At 68.1% G+C, this 21523-nt stretch carries 19 protein-coding genes, 1 tRNA gene and 6 pseudogenes; 13 read left to right on the top strand and 13 right to left on the bottom strand.

Going from position 1 to position 21523, the window contains the following annotated elements; translation table 11 throughout:
- The first annotated feature begins 74 nt into the window (after nucleotides 1-74).
- Together BN1555_RS39455 and BN1555_RS41395 are read left to right on the top strand one after the other, a co-directional pair.
- Nucleotides 75-590 carry a hypothetical protein gene (locus BN1555_RS39455; protein WP_176710349.1) on the top strand — a complete coding sequence of 172 codons (516 nt, stop codon included), beginning with the start codon at nucleotides 75-77 and terminating at the stop codon, nucleotides 588-590.
- Nucleotides 587-1144: a hypothetical protein gene (locus BN1555_RS41395; RefSeq protein WP_176710357.1), complete on the top strand. Its 558-nt coding sequence runs from the start codon at nucleotides 587-589 to the stop codon at nucleotides 1142-1144. The genes BN1555_RS39455 and BN1555_RS41395 overlap by 4 nt, the downstream gene beginning before the upstream one ends.
- Here BN1555_RS41395 and BN1555_RS35910 read toward each other — a convergent pair.
- On the bottom strand, nucleotides 1057-1641 hold the full coding sequence (locus BN1555_RS35910; protein WP_093804141.1) for a PadR family transcriptional regulator: 585 nt from the start codon (nucleotides 1639-1641) through the stop codon (nucleotides 1057-1059). The genes BN1555_RS41395 and BN1555_RS35910 overlap by 88 nt on opposite strands.
- 108 nt (nucleotides 1642-1749) lie before the next feature.
- On the opposite strand from BN1555_RS35910, the gene BN1555_RS35905 reads away from it, so the two are divergent.
- From BN1555_RS35905 to BN1555_RS35880, 6 genes are all read left to right on the top strand, one after another.
- A complete protein-coding gene (locus BN1555_RS35905; RefSeq protein ID WP_093804140.1) occupies nucleotides 1750-2883 on the top strand; it encodes an aromatic ring-hydroxylating dioxygenase subunit alpha in 1134 nt (377 codons plus the stop codon).
- Between the two features lies 1 nt (nucleotide 2884).
- Entirely contained in the window at nucleotides 2885-3889 is a 1005-nt protein-coding gene (locus tag BN1555_RS35900; protein ID WP_093804139.1) for a PDR/VanB family oxidoreductase, read from the top strand.
- A 48-nt stretch (nucleotides 3890-3937) separates the two neighbouring features.
- The gene (locus tag BN1555_RS35895; RefSeq protein WP_093804138.1) at nucleotides 3938-5269 is read left to right on the top strand and encodes an MFS transporter; all 1332 of its coding nucleotides are present in this window, start codon (nucleotides 3938-3940) and stop codon (nucleotides 5267-5269) included.
- Nucleotides 5270-5316: 47 nt separating this feature from the next.
- Entirely contained in the window at nucleotides 5317-5523 is a 207-nt protein-coding gene (locus BN1555_RS35890; RefSeq protein WP_218058268.1) for a hypothetical protein, read from the top strand.
- Between the two features lie 97 nt (nucleotides 5524-5620).
- Nucleotides 5621-5818 carry a hypothetical protein gene (locus BN1555_RS35885; protein ID WP_093804137.1) on the top strand — a complete coding sequence of 66 codons (198 nt, stop codon included), beginning with the start codon at nucleotides 5621-5623 and terminating at the stop codon, nucleotides 5816-5818.
- Nucleotides 5819-5972: 154 nt separating this feature from the next.
- Nucleotides 5973-6242, top strand: a complete 270-nt coding sequence (locus BN1555_RS35880) for a hypothetical protein (RefSeq protein ID WP_093804136.1) — start codon at nucleotides 5973-5975, stop codon at nucleotides 6240-6242.
- 251 nt (nucleotides 6243-6493) lie between these two features.
- Here the strand turns inward: BN1555_RS35880 and fabV are convergent, their stop codons facing one another.
- On the bottom strand, nucleotides 6494-7702 hold the full coding sequence (gene fabV, locus BN1555_RS35875; protein ID WP_093804135.1) for an enoyl-[acyl-carrier-protein] reductase FabV: 1209 nt from the start codon (nucleotides 7700-7702) through the stop codon (nucleotides 6494-6496).
- Nucleotides 7703-8008: 306 nt separating this feature from the next.
- Between fabV and BN1555_RS35870 the strand changes: the two genes are divergently transcribed.
- Nucleotides 8009-8749: a class I SAM-dependent methyltransferase gene (locus tag BN1555_RS35870; RefSeq protein ID WP_093804134.1), complete on the top strand. Its 741-nt coding sequence runs from the start codon at nucleotides 8009-8011 to the stop codon at nucleotides 8747-8749.
- Nucleotides 8750-8756: 7 nt separating this feature from the next.
- On the opposite strand, the pseudogene BN1555_RS35865 reads toward BN1555_RS35870, so the two are convergent.
- Nucleotides 8757-9107 (bottom strand): annotated as a pseudogene (locus BN1555_RS35865) (transposase); the annotation flags it as partial.
- A gap of 91 nt (nucleotides 9108-9198) precedes the next feature.
- On the opposite strand from BN1555_RS35865, the pseudogene BN1555_RS35860 reads away from it, so the two are divergent.
- Together BN1555_RS35860 and BN1555_RS35855 are read left to right on the top strand one after the other, a co-directional pair.
- Nucleotides 9199-10199, top strand: a pseudogene (locus BN1555_RS35860) (IS630 family transposase).
- Between the two features lie 582 nt (nucleotides 10200-10781).
- On the top strand, nucleotides 10782-11318 hold the full coding sequence (locus BN1555_RS35855; protein ID WP_255306534.1) for a hypothetical protein: 537 nt from the start codon (nucleotides 10782-10784) through the stop codon (nucleotides 11316-11318).
- 66 nt (nucleotides 11319-11384) lie between these two features.
- On the opposite strand, the pseudogene BN1555_RS41120 reads toward BN1555_RS35855, so the two are convergent.
- A pseudogene (locus tag BN1555_RS41120) lies at nucleotides 11385-11690 on the bottom strand (transposase); the annotation flags it as partial.
- A gap of 16 nt (nucleotides 11691-11706) precedes the next feature.
- Between BN1555_RS41120 and BN1555_RS41115 the strand changes: the two are divergent.
- Nucleotides 11707-11949 (top strand): annotated as a pseudogene (locus BN1555_RS41115) (PhzF family phenazine biosynthesis protein); the annotation flags it as partial.
- Between the two features lie 255 nt (nucleotides 11950-12204).
- Here BN1555_RS41115 and BN1555_RS35840 read toward each other — a convergent pair.
- From BN1555_RS35840 to BN1555_RS35825, 4 genes are read right to left on the bottom strand one after another with little or no spacing between them, the layout of a single operon-like run.
- On the bottom strand, nucleotides 12205-12795 hold the full coding sequence (locus tag BN1555_RS35840; RefSeq protein ID WP_093804131.1) for a GTP-binding protein: 591 nt from the start codon (nucleotides 12793-12795) through the stop codon (nucleotides 12205-12207).
- Nucleotides 12782-13153 carry a DUF742 domain-containing protein gene (locus tag BN1555_RS35835; protein WP_093804130.1) on the bottom strand — a complete coding sequence of 124 codons (372 nt, stop codon included), beginning with the start codon at nucleotides 13151-13153 and terminating at the stop codon, nucleotides 12782-12784. Before BN1555_RS35835 ends, BN1555_RS35840 begins: the two co-directional genes overlap by 14 nt.
- Entirely contained in the window at nucleotides 13153-13557 is a 405-nt protein-coding gene (locus BN1555_RS35830) for a roadblock/LC7 domain-containing protein (protein WP_093804129.1), read from the bottom strand. The genes BN1555_RS35835 and BN1555_RS35830 overlap by 1 nt, the downstream gene beginning before the upstream one ends.
- Nucleotides 13554-15881, bottom strand: a complete 2328-nt coding sequence (locus BN1555_RS35825) for a sensor histidine kinase (RefSeq protein WP_093804128.1) — start codon at nucleotides 15879-15881, stop codon at nucleotides 13554-13556. Before BN1555_RS35825 ends, BN1555_RS35830 begins: the two co-directional genes overlap by 4 nt.
- 1050 nt (nucleotides 15882-16931) lie before the next feature.
- Between BN1555_RS35825 and BN1555_RS35815 the strand changes: the two are divergent.
- A pseudogene (locus tag BN1555_RS35815) lies at nucleotides 16932-17320 on the top strand (IS630 family transposase); the annotation flags it as partial.
- Between the two features lie 495 nt (nucleotides 17321-17815).
- Here BN1555_RS35815 and BN1555_RS35810 read toward each other — a convergent pair.
- The 5 genes and pseudogenes from BN1555_RS35810 to BN1555_RS35790 all read right to left on the bottom strand — a co-directional run bounded on the left by BN1555_RS35810 (nucleotide 17816) and on the right by BN1555_RS35790 (nucleotide 21359).
- A complete protein-coding gene (locus tag BN1555_RS35810; RefSeq protein WP_093804127.1) occupies nucleotides 17816-18133 on the bottom strand; it encodes a hypothetical protein in 318 nt (105 codons plus the stop codon).
- A 375-nt stretch (nucleotides 18134-18508) separates the two neighbouring features.
- On the bottom strand, nucleotides 18509-18961 hold the full coding sequence (locus BN1555_RS35805) for a tyrosine-type recombinase/integrase (RefSeq protein WP_255306533.1): 453 nt from the start codon (nucleotides 18959-18961) through the stop codon (nucleotides 18509-18511).
- Nucleotides 18962-19272: 311 nt separating this feature from the next.
- Nucleotides 19273-19346 (bottom strand) — tRNA-Ala (locus tag BN1555_RS35800).
- A 362-nt stretch (nucleotides 19347-19708) separates the two neighbouring features.
- Entirely contained in the window at nucleotides 19709-20080 is a 372-nt protein-coding gene (locus BN1555_RS35795) for an STAS domain-containing protein (protein WP_093804126.1), read from the bottom strand.
- Nucleotides 20077-21359 (bottom strand): annotated as a pseudogene (locus BN1555_RS35790) (PP2C family protein-serine/threonine phosphatase). The gene BN1555_RS35795 and the pseudogene BN1555_RS35790 overlap by 4 nt, the downstream one beginning before the upstream one ends.
- Between the last annotated feature and the right edge of the window lie 164 nt (nucleotides 21360-21523).

Here is a 21523-nt window from a genome sequence, read left to right as displayed (position 1 = left end):
CATGAGCTGAACCACCCCTACGTTGAACCGCATTCCGGCATGATTGATTCACACCACGGAACCTAGGGGTTCTCGTGGCACTCGCTCCTGCTGTTTCTCCTCTCCCCCGCTTCACAATTCACGGGCGTTCGATTGTCATCACCGGTGCCACCGGCGCCCTCGGCAGTGCGGCAGCACGCGCCCTGAACGCCCTGGGAGTTCGACTCACCCTCGCCGGTGGCAACGTCGGCAAGCTCGACGCGCTGGCTGCGGAACTGGGCCGCAGCCACGACGCGCCGTGGCTGTTCAACCTCAACTTCACCACACCGCACTGGCCGTGGCTGACCGAGGACGACGCGAAGACCGGGCTGGAATGGAATTTCTACTTCTTCGCCGCCACCGCCGTCGTCGGCGCCACGGCAGCGATCGCCGTGCCCACTCGCCCGGTCGGTCAACCCGCCCCACGCCGGACGACCGCTCCGCTCCCATCGGCACGGCCGACGGCGCCGCAGGCGGCTGAGCACGTACGCCCGCTCCCCCGCCGCCACCTTCACCGCTCTCTCGCCTGTTCCCGCCGGTCCCGACCCCATCAGACGGAGAACCCCTCATGAAGAAGACCGCGATCGAAGAGCACTTCACCACCGCCGCCCTGGCCCACTACAGCGAACCCGCCGCAGCTCTGTCTGACCCACCCCAGTGGGACACCGCCATGCGACGCCTGCTCGACTTCACTGACGTACGCCTGCCCCAGATGGACGAACTCGGCATCGACATGGAGGTGCTGTCCCTGACCGCGCCGGGCATCCAGGCCGAGACCGACACCGCTGTGGCGGTCAAACGGGCCGCCCGGGCCAACGACGCCGATGCGCTCGTCGAGCTGCTTCTCCAGCCGTTCAAGGATGATGCCGGCCTGCCGGTGCGCGCGTTCTCCTTCCTGGGTGCGTCGAATCAACCGCTGCCGGGCGGACGCGGGGTGCGGGTGACGCACGCTTCTGCCTGGCTCTTCCCGCACGAGGGCACAGCCGGGAAGGGCCGGCTGTCCGTAGGCGGGGCCGAAACGACAGCTCGGCAATGGACTCAGGAGTCGTACAGCTCGTCGACGAGCGCGAACCCGTCCGCGATCCAGGCCAGCTCGGTGCGGGCGCGGGCGATGAGGCCGTCGTAGGCGTACACCTTGTAGCGCACCGCGAACTCGGCCTCGCGCTCGGTCAGCTTGGACAGGCGGGCCGCCAGGGTGGGATGGGTGCGGTCGACGAGCGCGGCCCGGGTGCCTTCGAGCATGCTCAACTGCTCCTCCCAGTACGCCTGCTGTTGCCGGAGCTGCTCACGCACCGACGCCGGCTCGGCGAAGTCGAAGTAGGCCGCCTTCAGGTACGCCGGGTCGCGCTGCCGCTGAGGCATCAGTGGGGACCCCATCCACTCCCGGAAGTCGGCGAGGCCGGCATCGGTGACGTGGTACTCCTTCTTCGTCCCCTTCTTGCCCCAGGGCACCTCGACCGAGGTGAGCAGCCCGTCGCGCTCCATCCGGTTGAGCTCGGGATAGATCTGCGAGTCCGGGGCGTGCCAGACATGGGCCACCGAGCGACTGAAGCTCTTCGAGATGTCGTATCCGGTCATCGGACGACCGGTGAGCAGCGCGATCAGCGCGTAACGCAGCGACACAGCACATCCCCCTCCGGATTTCTCCGGCTACCGACTATTGCCAACTAACTATATCCATAGTTAGTTTGTGGCCGGCACAACACATACCTCTCTCCATAGGGAGTTCTCATGCCCCGCACCGCCTCCCTCTCCACGGACACCGCGCCGCTGACCACCGCTGCCGCGAAGATCTTCAACCACCCCCGCAACGCCTGGTACGTCGCCGCCTGGGACCACGAGGTCACCGGCAAGCAGCCGCTGGCCCGTACGGTCGCCGGCGTGCCGCTGGCGTTGTGGCGCAACACCGAGGGCCGCGCGGTCGCTCTCGCGGACGCCTGCTGGCACCGGCTCGGGCCGCTGTCGAAGGGCAAGATCCTGGGCGACGAGCTGCAGTGCCCGTACCACGGTCTGCGCTACAACGCGACCGGTCGCTGCACCGGGATGCCCGCGCAGGAGACGATCAACCCCAGCGCGGTGGTCCCCTCCTACCCCGTCGTCGAACGTTACCGGTACGTCTGGGTCTGGGTCGGCGATCCGGATCTGGCCGATCCGACCACGGTGCCCGACATGCACCAGATGGACGACCCGGCCTGGGCCGGCGACGGCGAGACGATCCACGCCGACTGCAACTACCAGCTCATCCTCGACAACCTCATGGACCTCACCCACGAGGAGTTCGTGCATTCCTCGAGCATCGGCCAGGAGGAGCTGTCCGAGGCCGAGTTCGACGTGACGCATGAGGGCAACACGGTGACCGTCACCCGGTGGATGCGCGACATCGACGCCCCGCCGTTCTGGCTGAAGAACATGCGGGACAAGTTCCCGGGCTTCTCCGGCAAGGTCGACCGCTGGCAGATCATCAAGTTCGAGGCGCCGGGCACGATCCGTATCGATGTCGGTGTGGCGAAGGCGGGTACCGGTGCCCCCGAGGGGGATCGCAGCCAGGGCGTCAACGGGTACGTGATGAACACGATCACCCCTGAGACCGGCCGCACCTCCCACTACTTCTGGGCATTCATGCGCAACTACTGCCTGGACAGCCAAACCATCACCACCCAACTGCGCCAGGCGGTGCACGGGGTCTTCGGTGAGGACGAGGAGATGCTGCACGCCCAGCAGCGCGCCATCGACACCAACCCCGAGCACGAGTTCTACAGCCTCAACATCGACGCCGGCGGAATGTGGGTACGCCAGATCCTCGAACGCATGCTCACGGCCGAGGGACGCCCCTCCTCCGCGCCGGCCGCCGGTCAGGAGGTCTGAGATGGCGGTGCAGACACAGACCCGCTGGCAGCGGGCCCGGGTGGTCGAGGTCTCCGACGTCGCCGACGGTATCCGCCGCATCGTCCTGGCCCCCGAACAGCCCGAGCCCGCCGCGCCCGGCACGCACATCGACATCGAGCTCGGGGACGGCACCCGCCGGTTGCGTTCCTATTCCGTAGTGCGCTCCGAGGACGGCGGCCGCCGGCTGACGCTCAGCGTACGGCTCTCCCCCACCTCGTCAGGTGGCTCGGCGGCGATGCACCGACTGCGGGTCGGGGACGACCTGACCGTCACCGGGCCGCTGCAGAACTTCCCGCTCGCGGTCGGCGCCACCCGCTACGTACTCGTCGCCGGCGGCATCGGCGTCACCGCGCTGGTGGCCATGGCCTCCGCGCTGCGCCGGCGCGGTGCCGACTACCAGCTTGTGCTCGTCGGTCGCAACCGCGCCGTGATGGCGTACCTCGACGACCTGGTCGCCGAGCACGGCGACCGCGTCCGCATCCACGTCGACGACGAGGGCACCTCGCTGGCGGTCGACGACCTCGTCGCCGGTCTCGCCCGGACACCCGCCGCCGCGGGCACCGAGCTCTACATGTGCGGCCCGATCGGGCTCATGAACGCCATCTCGCGGAGCTGGGCCGAGCACGACCTGCCGGCGACCAACCTGCGCTTCGAGACATTCGGTTCCAGCGGCCGGTACCCGGCCGAGGAGTTCCTGGTACGCCTCCCCGACCTCGACCGGGAGATCACCGTCGCACCCAACACTTCGATCCTCGACGCCCTCGAGGCAGCCGGGGTCGACACGCTCTCGGACTGCCGCAAGGGCGAGTGCGGGCTGTGTCTGGCGAAGGTGGTCGACTCCACCGGCACCATCGACCACCGCGACGTCTTCCTGAGCGAGTCCCAGAAGGAACGCTCGAACAGGCTGTGCCTCTGCGTCTCCCGAGCAGTGACATCCGACAGCGGCTCGGACGGTCCCGCTGTCCTCTCCCTCCGCCTCACCTGAGCCGGTGCACCACCGGGTCCGCACGGATCCCTCACCACCTGGACACCCATGATCACCGCACGCATCTCGCAGGCACCGATGAGCGGCTACCAATGGCTGATCGTCGCCCTCTGCACCTTCATGAACTGCCTGGACGGCTTCGACGTCATGGCGGTCGCCTTCACCGGGCCGTCGGTCACCGAGGAGTTCGCGCTCAGCGGCTCGGAGTTCGGCCTGCTGGTGTCGGTCGGCCTGATCGGGATGGCGATCGGCTCGATGCTGCTCGCCCCCTTCGCCGACCTCATCGGCCGGCGCCCGCTGATCCTGATCAGCCTCACCCTCGGCACAATCGGCATGTTCGGCGCGGCGACGGCACCGTCGGTGACCGCGATGGGCGCCTTCCGCTTCATCACCGGCATCGGTGTCGGTGGCATCCTGGCCAGCACCAACGTGATCGTCAGCGAGTTCTCCAACGCCAGGAACCGCGGCCTCGCCATCGGCATCTACACCGCCGGCTACGGAGTCGGCGCCACCGCGGCAAGCCTGGTCGCGAAGGCCACCCTGGGCGGCGACTGGCGGATCGTCTTCTACGCCGGCGGTGTCGGGACCCTGCTCGCCCTGATCGTGATCGCCGTCATCCTGCCCGAGTCGGTCGCCTTCCTCGAGCAGCGCCGTCCAAGCGGCGCGTTGGAGCGGGTCAACCGGACACTGGCCCGGATGCGGATGGAGGCCGTCACGGACACCGACCTCGACCAGGCGGCCGCCACCAGGGTGGACACCGAACGGGCCGGCTCTGGATGGCTCAAGCAACTACTGACCCCGACGATCCTGCTCTGGCTCATCTTCATCACGATCATGTTCGGCTTCTACTTCGTCAACAGCTGGACCCCCACACTCCTGGTCGAAGAGGGCCTCTCCGAGAGCGCGGCGGTGACCGCCGGGATGGCAATCTCAATCGGCGGCACGGTCGGCTCGGTCCTTTACGGCGTCGCCGCCCGGGTACGTACGCCGCGGGTGGTGCTGATCGGGTTCTCCCTGCTCTCGGCCGCGATGATGATCGTCTTCATCGTGAGCACCTCGGCTCTGTGGCTCGGGTTCGGCATCGGCGTCGTCGTCGGTGCTCTGATCAACGGCTGCGTCGCCGGCGCGTACACCGTCGGCCCGCCGCTCTACCCGGCCAACCTCCGCAGCGTCGGCATGGGTTGGGCACTCGGGATGGGACGCATCGGCGCCATCCTGTCCCCGACCATCGCCGGCATGCTCAAGGACACAGGTGCCTCCGCGACGCAACTCTACGTCGGTGCCGCCATGGTGGTCGCCGTCTGCGCACTCGTCCTGGTGGGCCTGCGCCGGTACGACCCCGAGTCCACTTCCACGGCGAAGGAGGCACTCGCCGTCTGACCCTGCTCGGTCTCCTCGCGACACGAGCCGATCGGGTTCCCCGGCCCGTGCTCCTGGACTGGCGCGACAGCGTTCATTTCCGCTGGGACGCGCCGTGCGTCCTGTGCAAGCGGCCCATCCCGCTGTGCTCCCACGCCGGCAAGCCGGTGCACAAAGTCTGCGCCGAGAACTGGTGCGCCTCCAACCTCGTCGTGGCCCGGCTGGGCCGCTCCGTGTCCGACGCCAAGCCCAAGCACGACGAAGGCCACGCCTGAGCACAGAAATGCCCCGGGGCGGGCTGTTCCGTCACCAGCAGATCGCCAGCCAGCCATCCCCGGGGCCACCCACAGCCTGCCCGAGTAAGGACACCCCATGCACGCGCCCTCTCTTCTCCTCGTTTTCCTTACTGGCCCCGGGCCGCCCGCGTCCCGGCTCTGGTACCGGCGCGGCCCGAAGGCCCGGCCGCTCATGCCCGAGCAGCGGTGCAACCGCGAGCTCCTGGTCCTCGCGCAGCACATCTCCCGCACCCGCTCCCCTCGCTCCACCAAGACCCTGGCGAAGGCCACCTGATGAATGTCCAGAAGTACCTCGCCATCGACGGTTACGTCGGCGCCATCCCGACCCCCGGCGCCGGCGGGGGCACTGCCGTGTTCAATCTGCTCCACTCCCCCGCCGACGCGAGCCCGACCGTCCCGGCGCCACCTACATACAGATCGGAAATGCGATGCGCACACAGCTCTGGGTCGGCACCTACCACGGGACTCACAACCGGGACCGCGTCGTCGTCACCACGACACGGGACGACGAACAGGATCTCCCCTACCGCCTGGAGTGCACCTGCGGCTTCTCCCAGCGCTACGCGGACCCTGTACGCCTGGACCGCACCGCCTGGCGCCACACCCACCCCGCCCTCTGGGACCGCTGGAAGAAGAAAATTCCGGGGCTTCGCCGCACCGACCGGCCCGCTGCCGACGACAGCGCGACAGCCGCCTGAACCCGCCCAACCCGAAAACCCGTACCCCAGCGAACAATGCGGTACGAGTACGGACCTTCGTGCGTTTCAGGGCCGGAGAAGGGGTGAGGCCCGCCCAGGCCGCCAACACACACGCCGCGGCCTGCCGGGCGATGCCGCGCGGCATGCCCGCTCGGCCCGAAGACCGATGGTCTCGGACTCCTTCTCTGTCAAGGCCTGCGTGTTGAGCTGAGTGACGCGTTTTACGACGCGACCGGTGTCCGGGGCGCAGGTCAGATATTGAGAGTGGGCCAGAGGACATCGGTTTCGACGGCGGCGGTGTAGTCGACGCCGGGGACGGAGAAGCCGTAGAGGCGGCGGACTTCGTCGCTGAACCAGTGGAGGTCGGCGAGTTCGGTGATGGTGTCGCTGGTGGCGGCGTTCCAGCGTTCGGCGACGGCGTCCTGCACGGCGGGCTCGAGTTCCCAGGTGTCGAGGCGGACCCGGCCCTCCTCGTCGAGGTCGAGGGGCCTGGCGCCGGTCAGCTGGTCCCACAGCTCCACCAATTGGCCGACCGGGGCCACCATGGTGTCACCGAGAACGCCGCGCAGCAGTCCGGCGTACAGGGCGATGCCGGGGATGGCGGTGGAGGACTGGGTGACGGCAGCGGCGTTGACCGAGGTCACGGCCCGGCCGCCCAGGGTCTTGCCGAGGCGCTCGTCCAACGCGCGTGCGGTGGCTTCCAGATGGGACTTCGCGGCGCCGATGGTGCCCTGCCGGTAGATCGCCGCGGTGAGCGGCGAGCCGATGTAGGACAGGGCGGCGGTGGCGAAACCGTCGGCCAGCAGGGACCGGTCGGCCAGGAACGTGATCCACCGTTCCCAGTCGGTGCCGCCCATCACCGCCACGGTCTGCTCGATGTCGTCGCCCTCGGCCGGCGCGGTGGTGACCTCCTTCACCTCCGGGGCACCGTACTCGTCGAAGACGAGGGTCTTGGTGGTGTACGGCGAGCCGATCGGCTTGAGGACCGAGGCATGCACGTTGCCGGTGTCCGGGTCGGTACGGCGAGGCGCGGCCACCGAGTAGACCAGGAAGTCGAGTCGTCCCCCGAACCGCTCGGCGAGGAGGTCGGCAACCTGCTCCTTCACCGTGTCGCTGAACGCGTCGCCATTGAGGAAGACCATGTCCCGCCCGTGCTGTCGGGCGAGCCGGGCGGTGGCGGCGGTGCGGTACCAACCGGCCGTTCCGGTGCGCCGCGCGGGTGCCTTCTCGAAGCACACGCCGATGCCACGGATACCGACACGGGCCAGGCCCGCGATCGTAGCGGCCAGGCCATACCCGGCGGACGATCCGATGACCAGAGCCACCGGCCCTTCGCCCCCGGCAGTGACCGGGGCGGGGACGGCCTGCCACATCTCATCGACCAGCTGTCGGCAGCCACCAGGATGGGAGTCGAGGAACAGGAAGCCCCGGTTCTTGGGCGCAATGACGCGTTCGCTCACGGTGTGATGTCCCAGGTGTCGTCACGGGCAAGGACGCGGCGGCCGCCTCGGCCACCCCGTGTTGCAAGTCTGCGGCTGTGCGGATGGACACGGTGATCTTGATCGGCACAACGATGTCCAGCCGGGCTTGGAGGGTTCCCACCTTCTCTGCCCTTCACCAGACCGAGTGGCGGCGGGTCTGTAAATGATCACGGGAGCGCCATCGATGCCTCGGCGCCCGTGAGCGGTAAGTTCCGTGAGAGGGCCTTGAGTGGGGCGTGCGTTAATCGGTTGCTGAGGTGCGAGGGTTGGCAGAAACTGTCGCCAGTGTTCTCCGATGCTGATGTCGCTGCGCTGTACGACTTGCTGAACCCGTGGAACCCGGACCGGCGATCCGACGGCCGGTTCTACTTCCCGTTGGTCATGGCTGCGGAGTCGGTTCTCGACATCGGTTGTGGCACGGGCGCCATGCTGAAGCTCGCTCGTGAGCGTGGTCATCGCGGTCGGCTTGTCGGCTTGGACCCCGACTGCGCCGCGCTGGATCGGGCACGGCTGCGGGCTGACGTGGAGTGGATCGAGGGCACCGCAGCGGACGCCAGGAATGGGGCGGGCTTCGAACTCGCCACGATGACTGGCCACGCCTTCCAGAACCTGCTCACCGATGACGAACTGCGGGCTTCGCTCAGTGCCATCCACGGGGCGCTGCGGCGCGGTGGTCGCTTCGCCTTCGAAACCCGACACCCCCAAGCAAGGGCCTGGGAGGGATGGACGTCTTCGAACCCGGACGACGCAGTCGACCTTGTCGATGATGCCGGCCGTGCCCTGCGTTACTGGCACGACGTCGACTCCGTCGTCGGCGACATCGTCACCATCCGCGGGACGGTGGCGAAGCCGGACGGCACGGTGCTCCGTGTCCTGAGTGAGAGCTTGCGGTTCCTCGACGTTGCGACGCTCAGCGCGTTTCTGGTCGAGGCAGGCTTCGAAATCGAGGCTCAGTGCGGCGACTGGGATCGAGGTCCGATTACCGATGACAGCCGGGAAATCATCACCATCGCCTGCCGTAGGTAGTTCCTGCCTTGCCGGTGGGGTCGAGGGACATGATCGCCATGTGGACGCGCTTCAGGGCCGCGGTGTCGTTCGGGAAGTGGCCGCGGGCCTTGACCGCCCGCCGAATCCTGGCGTTGACGGACTCGATCGCGTTGGTGGTGCAGACGATGCGGCGGATCTCGGTGCCGAAGCGGAGGAACGGGGTGAACTCCTCTCAGGCGTTCACCCAGAGCCTGACGATCGCCGGGTACTTCTTGCCCCACGTGTCGGCGAACTCGGCGAATCTTTCAAGGGCGGCCCCCTCAGTCGCGGCGGTGCAGATGGGCCTGAGGAGCTTGGCGATCTTGTCCCAGCCCTGGCGGGTTGCATATTGATCCGAAACGATTTGGGTTCCGGGTCGTTGGTGTTGTGTGAGCGATCTGGTGGGGGACGCGCGGCATCTGTCGCCGTCGGCGCAGGAGGCCCTGCGGCTGCGGGCGGTGGCCGCGTTGGTGGCGGGGCGGGACCGTGAGGACGTGGCAGGGCTTTTCGGGGTGTCGCTGAAGGCGGTGGACGGCTGGTGGGCGAAGTGGCTGGCCGGTGGCCGGGAGGCGCTGGTCATGCGGCGCCGGGGCAAGCCGGTCGGGGTGCACCAGGTGCTCGGGAGGCCGAGCAGACCGCTGTACGTCATGCGGTCCTCGATCACCGGCCCTGTGACGTGGGGCTGGGCGGGCAGTTGTGGACGCGTCGGCTGGTGGGCGAGCTGATCGTGAAGCTGTACCGGGTGCGGCTGACCGAGCCCGGGGTGGGCAAGTACCTCAAGCGGTGGGGGCTGTCTTTCCAGCGCCCGGACAAGAGGGCCGTCGAGCAGGATCCCGAGGCCGTGGCGCGCTGGCACGAGGAGACCTGGCCGAAGATCCGGGCGAAGGCGAAGAAGGAGGGCGGCGAGGTTCTGTTCGCCGACCAGGTCGGCATCCGCTCCGACCAGGCCACCGGCCGCACCTGGGGCGAGAAGGGCAGGACTCCCGTGGTGCGGCGGAGCGGGAACCGGTTCTCGGTGAACGCGATGTCGGCGATCAGTACCAAGGGCCGGATGCACTTCATGGTCTTCGCCGAGAGCTTCACCGCCGAGGTGATGTGCCGCTTCCTGGAGCGGATCGCCGGCCACTTCGACCACAAGGTCCACCTTGTGGTCGACGGACACTCCGCCCACCGCTCGCGGAAGGTCCGTGACTGGCTCATCGCCCATCCCGACGACGTCGAGCTGCATTTCCTGCCCCCGTACTCGCCCGAGCTGAACCCCGACGAGCTGGTCAACGCCGACCTCAAGCACAGCCTGCCCCGGCAGCACCGGGCCCGGAACCAGGTCGAACTCGCCGCCGAGACCCGCCGCTTCTTCCGCAGACGCCAACGCCAGCCACACATCGTCCGCGGCTACTTCGACGGCCCCACCGTCCGCTACGTCCTGAACGAGAACCCTTTGAGTTTCTGATCAATAGCAGGGCGACTCAGCGAGGCGGGCTGCTGCGGAACGGCCCCATCGAACCGAGAGGTGGGGAGATGCATTGCGGCGCTCCAGCGTGGGGTGAGCGAGGGCTGACGAAGGGCACTGAATCTCTGCTCGCGCCTCCCGGTCACGTTGCCGCGGATTTTCGCCGTCCCGCTCAAGGAGGCCTACCGAGGGCGGCGGCCCCTGACCGCGCAACTCGGCCTCGGCGATGAAGGCGTGCAGGAGACGGCCCAGATTCCCGTGACGCCGGTAGGCCAGCCTCACGATGCCGCCCTCCGGCGGGGCGAATCACGCGATTTTGCGGACCTGTCGAAGGCAGGCGGGGCGATTGCCTGCCGATGACCTCTCATCTCCATTTCCAGACAAGGTAGTTACTGGTTTACGACAGCCGCATCTTTCGCTATCCAAGCCGACTAAAGTGCTTTCTGATCAACCACCAGGTGCTCTCGGTCATCGAGAGGGAATACACCGGAACGTCCACAGGATGGGTGTGAGTTGAACAGTCAATCGCGTCGCCTTCAGAGCCGTACGACGATGTCGTTCCTCCGCAGCAGGTTCGCCGCGATGGTGGGAGCGGTTGCGATGCTCGCGGCCGTCTTCACCGGCGCGGCCACCAGCACAGCGGCCGCCGCCGAGACCGGATCCGCGGGGGCCACGGCAGGCGGGTGGACCTGCCCGGGGACCGTCGTCCCTCCCGGTTACGTCATCACCGGGTTCAATCGCAGCGGCTGCAACGGTGCAGGATCCTGGCTGCACGAGCCGGCCCGCGACGGCATATGGACGTGCTCGTACTCCCCGATCGTGACCGGGTATGTCACCACCGGCTACATCAGCAGCGGTTGCTCCGGCATCGGCTCCTGGCAGCACAGTCTCGCCCGTGACGGCATCTGGACCTGTGGGGGCTCCCCGGTCGTGTCCGGATACGTCATGACCAACTACAACCAGAGCGGGTGCTCCGGCGTTGGCGCCTGGTACCACCAGCTCGTCCGCAACGGCATCTGGACGTGCCCCTACTCCCCCATCCCGGCGGGCTACCGGAGCACCACCTACAACGCGACCGGGTGCGGCGGCCTCGGCGCGTGGTACACCGTGCGCGTCTGACCCCGGTCTCACGCACACACCAACCCAGCCGCAAGCCACCTGAGGCACCACGTACCGCGTGGTGCCTCAGGCGCTTTTCCCGGATCGTGTTCTGGGCCAGATGATGAGGGCTGCGAGTGTGACGGTGCCGAGGTGGATGTAGGCGCGTTTCTCGTAGCGGGTGGCGACGGCCCGGAAGCCCTTGAGGCGGTTGATGGCGGGTTCGACGGTGTTGTGTTTCTTGTGGCGCTCGCTGTCGAAGCCGGCGGGCCGGCCGTTTCGGGAGCCTCGGTTCTTGCGGTGTCTTTGCTGGTCGAGGCGTTCGGGGATCGTATGCGCGATGCCGCGTCGTCGCGGGTGGCGGCGGTTTCTGCGGGACGTGTAGGCCTTTTCGGCCAGGACCTGAGGGTACGCCTGGGCATGGCAGGACGAGACTGCCGACCGAGTCCGGGCCCGGGGATTCCCGGGCCGTGGCGACGGCATCGACGAGGACGAAGCCACCGGAGCGGCAGCGCTCCTGCTCGCCGACCGGCTGGGGCGGGCTGTTGCGGTCACCCAGGGCAACGGGTCGCGGATCATGGCGGCCCCCGGCTCTGACGGGATGCCCCTTATCGGCGGACGCGTCTGCGCAGTAGAGAATCTCGCGTGCTGAGCTCCAGGTCATGCCAACCGGGTGCCTGATTGCGCCCGGTTGGCAGCGTCACCGGCATGAACCAAGACCGTGTGCTCGAAGCGTTTTGCCGGGAATCCGGAGCGCTCACTGATACTGTGTCAGTCCCCCGACACCAAACCGAGAGATCATAGCTGGACAGGCCAGGCCAGTGACGGCCTGGGACCCTCACTCAGCTCGGTCGCCATCCCCTGGTCGCGGTCGTGAGCCTCCACGCCACCACGTGGCAGGCCGCAGTCAGCCGGTCGCCGCGACCCCGGCTTTGGTGATGAGCATGTCCAGAAGCGAGAGCAGCGCACCGCGCGCGTCGTCACGGGAGCGGGCATCGAGCAAGTGGATGGGTGTGTTCGGGTCACGCAGATGCAGCGCCGCCCTGATCTCCTCGGCGGTGTAGGGCTGTTCGCCGTGGAAGCAGTTCGCGGCGACCACGAACGGAAGCCCTCGGTTTTCAAAGAAGTCGACGGCCGGGAAACTGCGGTCGAGGCGTCGTGTGTCGACCAGGACGATCGCCCCGAGTGCCCCGTTCAGCAGGTCGTCCCACATGAACCAGAAGCGCTCCTGGCCAGGTGTGCCGAACAAGTAGAGCACGACCTGTGCGTCGGTGAGGGTGATGCGGCCGAAGTCCATCGCGACGGTGGTAACCGCCTTGGACTCGATGCCGTCGAGGTCATCGACGCCGACGCCCGCGCTCGTCAGCCGCTCCTCGGTGCGCAACGGCTCGATCTCGGAGACCGTCTCGACCAGGGTCGTCTTGCCGACGCCGAATCCCCCAGCGATCAGGATCTTGACGGGGGCCGCTTCCTGGGCAGGGGTGTCATATCCGGGCAAGGTTGTCCCTGATTCTCATGAGCAGGTGGACATTGGTGGTTTCGGTCCCTTCCAGGGGTGGCCGGTGCTCGATCAGCCCCCGATCCGCGAGTTCGCCGAGAAGAAGCGTCATGGGAGTGAGGCGGATGCGCATGCGCGCCGCGATCTCGGCGACCGCCCGACCGCCCGGAGGCGAGCACATCGCGAGGATGGCCTGCCACTCGCTGGGCAGGCCGCCGTGGCCGTCCGCGACGGCCACCGCCGTGATCGTGGTGTCCATGGTGAAGGCGGTGTGTGCAGCCGCCGTACGTCCATCGGTCAGCGCGTACAGCCGCGTCCGGCGGTGGCCTCCCTCTCGCGGCCCGGGCTCGTCCGCCATTACGACGGCTGCGCCTGGCCGCGATCAGGCGTGCTCAGCCACTCACCGAGCGCCTGAGCGGTGCGTACGGCTTCACCCCCCAGCTCCCCCAGCCGCGCCTTGCGGGAGGTCACCACGATGAGCGTGCTCCCCTCCCCGCACCCGACGATGCAGAGATAGCAGTCGTCCATCTCGACCAGCTGGCGGATCACCCGGCCGCCGTCGACCTCCCTGGATATCGCCTTCATCGTGGAAGCGATACCGGAGGACGCGGCGGCTATGCGCTCCGCCTGTTCCCGTCCCAGCTCGTACGAACTGAGCTTGATCCCGTCGTTGGACAGGAGTACGGCTCCCTGGATGCCGGCGATCCTGCTCAGGTTGTTGTCCAGGACGCTGTAGATCATGTCGTTCGTTGTCGTCGTCATGGCTGTTCCTGTCGGAGTTCTTCTTCCACTGTCTGAGTCCCGTGTTCATAGTCCGCCCAGGCGTCGGCCACTTCTTCAGGTGTCGCCGCATCCTGATGGACGGCAGTCTTCGGTACGTGTGGCGCGCGGAGCTGCTCGGCGATGTGAGCCTGTGGGACCCGCTCGGGGAGGGCCGGCTTCGCGTCACCGTCCCGTGTCACGGAAGGGACCGGCGGCTTACTCCTCACCGGCCGCTTGAGCGAGCGCTCCGGCGTCCTAGGGCCGGCCGCCCCGGTCTTCGCGTGCAGGACCAGCTCGGACCTGCGTTCGTCGAGCGGGCCCGGTGCAGGGGCGGGCGTCGCCGCACGCGGCGCTTCCTTTCCCGCCCGGACCGATTCGGTCGGCACAAGGAGTTCCTCGGGAAGGATCACCACGGCCGACGTCCCTCCGTATACCGAGCGGCGCAGCGTCACTGTGGCCCCGAGCTGTTCCGCGATGTGACCGACCACGAAGAGTCCGAGCCGGTGCGCGTTCTCCGCCAGGACGGAATACGGCGGGGCCGAGTGCAGACGCCCGTTCATCTCCTCGTAGGTTGCGGCGGTCACCCGAGGCCCGCGATCCTCGATGTCGACCAACAGCCCGTCTGTCACCAGTTCGGCACGGACGACCACCTTCGACTGCGGCGGGGAGAACCGGGTGGCGTTGTCGAGGAGTTCTGCCAGGAGGTGGCTGATCTCGCTGATCACCCGCGGTACCACGCTGATCTCGTCCAGTGCCTGGCGCTCGATGCGCCGGAAGTCCTCGACTTCCGCAGCGGCTTCGCGCAGCAGGTCGGCGACGCGCATGGGCTCAGTGTGCGGATCGGGAATCTCCCCACCTGCCAGGATGAGCAGGTTCTCGATCTGCCGCCGCATACCCACTGTCAACTGGTCGGATCGCATCAACCGGGCGAGAAGCTCCTCGTCGTGCCCGAAGGTGTCCTGCAATTCGTCGGTGAGGGTCAGCTGGCGGCTGACCAGGTTTCCGGTGCGCGAGGCGATGCCCGCGGCGAACATACCGAAGCCCTGACGCTCGGCCGCGAGCCGCGCATGCCCGTCGACGGATACGGAGACGACCCGGGCGAACGCGTCGCTGATGCGTCCGACCTCGTCCTGGTCTCCGCTCACGGCGGGCAGCGCATCGTCGTCGACGGGCTGCCCACGCTGGAGCCTGGCCACGACATCCGGCAGCGTGTCCTCAGCCATGGCCACCGTACGTTGGTGCAGACCGTGCAGGCGGCGGAGCACGGAGCGCGTGGTGAGCACGATGACGGCCGCGACGGCAAGGACGGCTGCACCGTTTCCGACGATCAGCCAGACGACCTCGTTCTCCAGCTGCGTGGCCTTGGCGTCGGCGCGCACGAGCAGTGCTCGCCCCTGTTCCGCGTCGAGCGCGGCAACGCGCGCCGCGAACTTGTCATACGCGGCCCGCCAGGCGTCGGCCTCCTTGGGCAGCTTGATGCCGGACGCGATGTTCTGGTGGTCGGAGATGACCGCGTCCTCGATGCGGACCTTCGTCTTCCAGCCGTCCGAGGCGAAGACCTGGTCGTAGGCCGCTTTGTCCTCGGCCGTCAGATACGGCGCGACCCACTCGTCGTACTGGTACCGCTGGGATCCGACGGAGTTGACGAATTCGGCGAACCCGGAGGGGCTCAGACGCCTGGACGGCCCGGCCATGGCGAGGATGGTGGTCTCGCGTGCCACCATCTCGGACACCGTGAACACCGTGACGACCACGCCGCTCTCCTGGATGAGCTCGGCGTCTTCCGCATGGCTGAACTCGTTCTGGTACACCCGGATGATGTGGTCGACGAGGTCGGAGTAGTAGCCGATCGTCCGATCCGCGTCCCCGCTGCGGGCGTCCGCGCGCTCGCGGAACGCGGCCAGATCCGCGAGGCCGTGCTTCAGCTCCGCGACGTAATGTCCGTCCTCGCGCCCGGTCGCCGCCAGAGCTCCGTCCGCCGCCCGGCGGAACTCGTCCGCGGCCCGATCCGTGGCCGCGCGCCGCTCGCGCAGCTCTTTTTCGGACACGGAACCGCCCGCCCACCATGTGGCGGTCATCGTCCGCTCAGCCTGCACTTTGGCCATAAGCCTGGTCAGGGGTACGTCGATCCGCTTACCGACTGCCACATCAGCGCGCAGTTGCTCCGACTGGTGCATCAGCGGTTGTGCGGTCATAACCACTTGGGTACTCATCGCCAGAATAGGGACGATTGCCAGCCAAATGAGCAGCGTACGCAGGCGCAGGGTACGCCGCCGACGAGTCGGCGACTGCCCTCCTGTGCCTTCGGGTTCTATGGGAGACATCAGTCCTCGGGGAGCGGGGAAACAGCGGGGGACGACCGAACAGCCGAGACCAGGCGCAGTCCTGGGTTCAGGACTGGGGGAAGTCCGGTTCGGCTTTGACGCGACGTGGGGTACCGATCATAACCAGCTACACCGGAGAAACGGAGAGATGACTTCCGTTAGCCACATGTGGTAAAGGCGACGGAGACGTTCCGTACCGGACGTTGGCGTTCACCTGACGCCTGGGCACAGGCGTGCTCGTGCGGACAGGGCAACCCGCTCCCCCGGTCGCACGCCTTGGAAGCTGTTGCGCTGTCGATCTTGGTGAGCGTGAGTTCGAGGTCGCCGACTCGGTCGGGTGATCTTCTGACTGACCGAGCATGAAAGCGGGGCCTCCCGCACAGCTCGTGGGTGTCGAATCCAACCGAGCAACAGGAGGCCCCCGGTGCTGCAGTCTTCCGTGCCGACGTCGATGTCGTCCAACTCAGCGCCTCTGTCGTGTGATTGTCTCGCTCACCGGTTCGGGAAGGCCGGGGACCGGACGCACAGGCGACCGAAGCATCCGTCCGACATGAGCGACGCGGAGTAGGCCGCCGAATGCGACGCGCTCGCCGCGGCCGCCGCCGAGCCGCCGCCCGCACGGCCGACCGGACGCCGCATCCTCGGGACCGGACCCGCCGGATCCGGCGCCGGCCCCAGGGCGTGACCACGACCGCCACCCGGCACCGCCAGCCCACCGCAACACCACCGCCCCCCGGGCCTGCCGGATGGCGGTCCCCTGGCGGTCCCGGGTGGCGGTGGGGGTGACGGTGCCGGGTGACGGTCACGAAGACGTAGCAGCGGCCGGGCCTGCTTCCGGATGGTGGCCGGTGCAGCAGCGCGGGTCGTCCAGCCGCTCCACGGCCAGGAAATCGGCCGCACCGCACGGCCCGGCATGCGGCGCGGCCGGAAGCGCCGGTAAGCCCGGCATCAGGACGTCTACGAAAATCAACCACACACGTAAGCATGCACGAGCTCCCTGACAGCGCCCCGGCTCTGCCGCTAGTCTTCTGAGTCAGAAATCCTGTTCAGATGTGTAGGGTTGAGGGGGCGCGTACTGGGCGGCCGAAGGCCGAATTGATCCTGTCGGACGAGGAACGGGCTGCGCTGGAAGGCTGGGTGCGACGGCGTTCCACCCCGCAAGCATGGGCTCTGCGATGCCGGATCATCCTGGCCTGTGCGAGCGGGGCGTCGAACAAGGACGTGGCCGCTCAGCTCGGCTCGACGCCGCATGCGGTGGGCCCAGGACGGTCACCGACGGGCAAGTCGCAGCCGTGGTGAAGCGGACGCTGGAGAGCACGCCGAAGAACGCCACGCACTGGTCGACACGTGCGATGGCCAAGGAGCTGGGCCTGTCGCAGTCGACCGTGTCGCGGATCTGGCGGGCGTTCGGCCTGCAGCCGCACCGCACCGAGACGTTCAACAGGACATCCGCGACTGGATCGCCACATGGAACACCGACCCGAAAGCCCTACGTGTGGACGAAGACCGCAGACGAGATCCTCGAAGGCCCCGCCAGCTATCTGAACAGAATTCCTGACTCAGAAGACTAGCGGGAGTGCTGGACCTAGTACCTTGTGCTGCTAGACGCACGCCGCTGACCAGGCATCCAGCACCTGGCAACCCTCCGGCCGGGTGCCGAAAACCCGGGTCCGGGCGGTCTCCGGGCCGGCGCCCGGCCCCGCTGCCAGGAGCCGGCGGACGGGGCGCTGCATGCCGCAGCCTCCAGCTCGTGTGCACGCCCATACCCGTGCACACGTGCACACTCTGAACCGCCGCTTCCCGCCGGCCGAACCATGCGCCGGATCATCTGCCAGGCATCCGCCGGGGAACCGCTGGACGGTATCTGCCGGACAGGCCCCGGCAGATGCCCGGCGGCACCCTGGCGGACTGTCCAGCACGGGGCCGGGGAGCCGTCAGCGGCCAGTCACGGCGAGGCGCTTGCCTCCCTTGCGGGCTTCCCGCAGGAGATCGCGCCAGTCCGTGGATGGCAGCCAGGTCTTCTCCATGACGTGGGCGGTCCAGTCCAGGAGATCGGCCCGGGTACGGAGCTTGAAGGCCGGGATGCGGTAGTGGCTCCCGTCCCGTGCCGGGTCGCATTCTTCGTGGTTGGCCTGCCAGCGGACCTCCTCCGGAAAGGCCAACAGGTCGTGCATGCCCATGGGGAGGCCCTGCTCGTCACGGCGGTCCTGCCGCTCCTGCCAGGCCCGCGCGGCCTGTTGGGCGGTGTTCACCTCGCCGGTGCGGGCTCACAGGTATCCGGTGTCGTCCCACACCTTGCCGCCGCATTCCTGGCAGATCAGGGCCAGTTCACGGTCCACGTGTGCCTCCCTTCGGGGCGTTGCCGCCCGCCGTTTCTCCGACCTGGCTCAACGACCAACCGCCCCGTAGCCGCTTAATCACCCCCGCGCCCCTGTGGGCGTCGATCTTCGCCCCGGATGGCCACGGGGGCTTCTGCGGAAAGTTCGGTGCTCACAGGGGCGTACAGGCCACTTCTCGGCTCAGCTTTGGGCCATGTCCACGAACCGGGAGTAGTGCCCCTGGAAGACAACCGTGATCGTGGCGGTGGGACCGTGCGGAACGTGCGACGGCAGGCGCACCGGCCGTGCTCACTGGTCCTCCCGCCATGCCCGGGCCCGGTCGACAGCCGCCCGGGTCTCGGACTCATCGACGTGTCGGTAGCGGTCCCTGGACAGTGGCGAGGCGTGACCCAGCAGCTTTTGCACCACGTCCCGGTCCACTTCCTCACGCAGCCAGTGGGTGGCCGCGGAGTGGCGCAGCATGTGCGGGCGCGCCGGATGCCCGACGCGGCGGGCCAGACGGTCGAAAACGTTCTTGGCGTTCGGGTAGGCCGTGGCACGCCCCAGCAGGGGCCGGAAGAGGTTCACGAACACCATTCCTGTCTCGGCCGCGGCGGCCGCCGGGGTCCGCTCCTGCTGGTAGTCGGTGTAGAAGGCGACGATGTCGGGGGTGACGGGGAGGCAGCGAGAGTGTCTGGACTTGGCCAGGGCCCGGTTCGGGTTGTCGGTGCGGCGCCGCACATGAAGGTGCGGGCCCGGCACGGGGCATCCCAGGGAGCGGGAGGAGGCCAGGAAGTGCAGATCCTCCTGGCGCAGGCCCAGGGCCTCTCCATCCGCAGGCCGGTCGCGGCGAGCAGCGCGATGAGGAAACGGTCCCGCGCCCGGGGCGTATCCGCGGTCATGCGGCGGATCTGCACCGGGGACAGATACTCGTAGCCGGGCTCGCTGACCTGGAACTCGGGGACGCCGAAGTACATGCCAACAGGATCAAGATGCTCAAGCGCCGGATGTTCGGACGCGCAGGCTTCCAACTCCTACGGAAACGAGTTCTGCTGGCATGAGTCAGAGTGGGATGAGGCTGGCCGGATTCGAACCGGCGTCCTCCCACATGCGGTGAAGGCGCGACAACCGCTGCGCTACGAGCCTCATCCCGCCCGCGATCATACGAGCAACCCGCACCCGGTGCTCTGAAATTTACCCAAGAGGACTGATCACTCAGCGCGACGACATCACAAAACCTGGCTCTGTCGCTATTTTGGGGGTAGTTGGGCATGGCCCTGCAACCCGATTCGCTGTGACGGCGCAGGATTGTTGGCAAGAAACAGAACAGCCTGCCGCTGATCAGAGGGCTATTGACGCCACGTAGTCGGCAAGAGCGATGCAGAACAGTTGACAACTTGTGGGCACGGCCAGTGATTTGCCTCGCGAGGACCGTGCGGGCTCAGTCCGGCAGGAGGCCGCGCAGGTACTTGAGAAGCGCCGGCCCGGATAGGCGGACACCGCAGGGGATTACGCGGTGGCCGTGTCTGGGCTGCAGGTGTGCGCGACGAGGGCGTGGGCGGCGGTGGGATAGGCGGGCAGCAGGGCGCTGAGGCCGGTGAGGTCCAGCAGCCGCTCAAGGCGGTCGGGGAGGGCGGCAAGGACCAGGGTGCCGTCGGCGGCCTTGGCGCAGCGGAAGATGCCGACCAGGGCGTTGAAGCCGGAGGAGTCGCAGAAGGTGACGGCTGCGAGGTCGAGGATCAGGTGGCGATGGCCTTGTTCGATCAGGGCCAGTGCCTGGGTGCGCAGGCGGGGGGCGGTGGCTAGGTCGAGTTCCCCGGTGATGTAGGCCAGGGCGAGGTCGCCGTCGGTGTGCTGTGCGGTGAGGCGGAAGTCGGTCACGGGCGGCTCTCCGGCGTCTCGCCGGCGGGGGCGATGGTGTGGGTGGTGGCGGTCGCGGTGAGGCCGTCTGCGGCGTCGGCGAGGGGGACGGACAAGGCCAGCAGGGCGACGTCGTCCCCGGCCCCCTGGGGTGTGGCCTCGATGAGGTCGACGGTGTCCCCTATGACCGTGGCCGCGGCCATGAGCCCGGTGCGGGCGGAGAGGAAGCGGGTCAGTCCCTCTTCTCCGATCATTTCTCCGCCCAGGGTGCGGGCCTCGGTCAGTCCGTCGGTGTAGAGAAGCAGTCCTTCGCCCGGGGCGAGGTGGAAGGTGTGGGAGGCGAAGCGCGCCTCGGCGAGGGCGCCGATGAGCATGCCGCCCAGGGGGCGCACCGCTTCCACCGCTCCCTGTCCGCGCAGGTGGTACGCCGGGGATGCCCACCGGTGGCCATCGTGACAGTGAACCCCTCCTTCTCGTGGGGTTCCAGGGTGCCGAAGACGGCGGTGCAGAACCGGGTACCGACGGCCGGGTCGAGGAGCAGCGCCGTGTTCAGGGAGGTGAGGACCTTGTCGGGGTCGGGGTCGATCAGGGCGGCGGCGCGCAGGGTGTAGCGGGTCAGGGAGGTGACGGCGGCCGCTTCGGGACCCTTGCCGCACACGTCTCCGAGGAAGAACGCCCACCTCGTGCCGTCGAGGGGGAAGACGTCGTAGAAGTCCCCGCCCACGTCCCTTGGGGAGGCGGTGGCGTAGTGGCAGGCCAGTTCCAGCCCCGGTACCACCGGCAGTGCCGGCGGCAGCAGGGTGCGCTGGAGGGTGGAGGCGAACGCCTGGATGGCGGCCATGTCGCGCTCCGCGCGCTCGCGGGCCTCCTCCTGCTCGATGCGCCGCTCATGCTCAGCGCGCAGGGCGGTCAAGGCCGCCAGGCGCATCTCCATCTCATCGAGCACGATCGAGGCCAGATCCGCGAGGGTAGCGGTGACGTCCTCGGTGATCAGGCGCGGCTTGGTGTCGAGGATGTTGACGGTTCCCAGCCGGTGCCCGTCGCCGGTGATGATCGGCGCGGCGGCGTAGAAACGGACCGCCATCGGCCCGGTGACCAGACCATTGCTGACGGCGACCGGGTCGGTGAGAGTGTCCGGGATCACCAGCGTCTCGTCGGCGAGAATCGCCGAACCGCACAGGCCCGGCTCCCGGCTAATCTCGCTTACGCCCTCCAGACCGTGCGCGGCCTTGAACCAGATCCGGTCCTCGTCCACGATCGTCACGCTCGCCACCGGCACCTTGAACAGCCGGGCCGCCATCGCCGCAACACGGTCGAACGCCCCGTCGGGCGGGGTATCGAGGATGTCGTAGCGGCGCACCGCGTCCATCCGGGCCGCTTCTTCTGCCGCACTGAGCGTTCGCCACCCCAGCGTGCCCTCCGGGCCGGTCGTGTGTCGCGCTTGCGGCATCGTTTGCCTTTCCT

Origin of the sequence: Streptomyces sp. Wb2n-11 (assembly GCF_001049855.1) — a bacterium.
GTDB lineage: Bacteria > Actinomycetota > Actinomycetes > Streptomycetales > Streptomycetaceae > Streptomyces > Streptomyces altiplanensis.
This window is presented reverse-complemented; position numbering and strand designations above follow the sequence as displayed.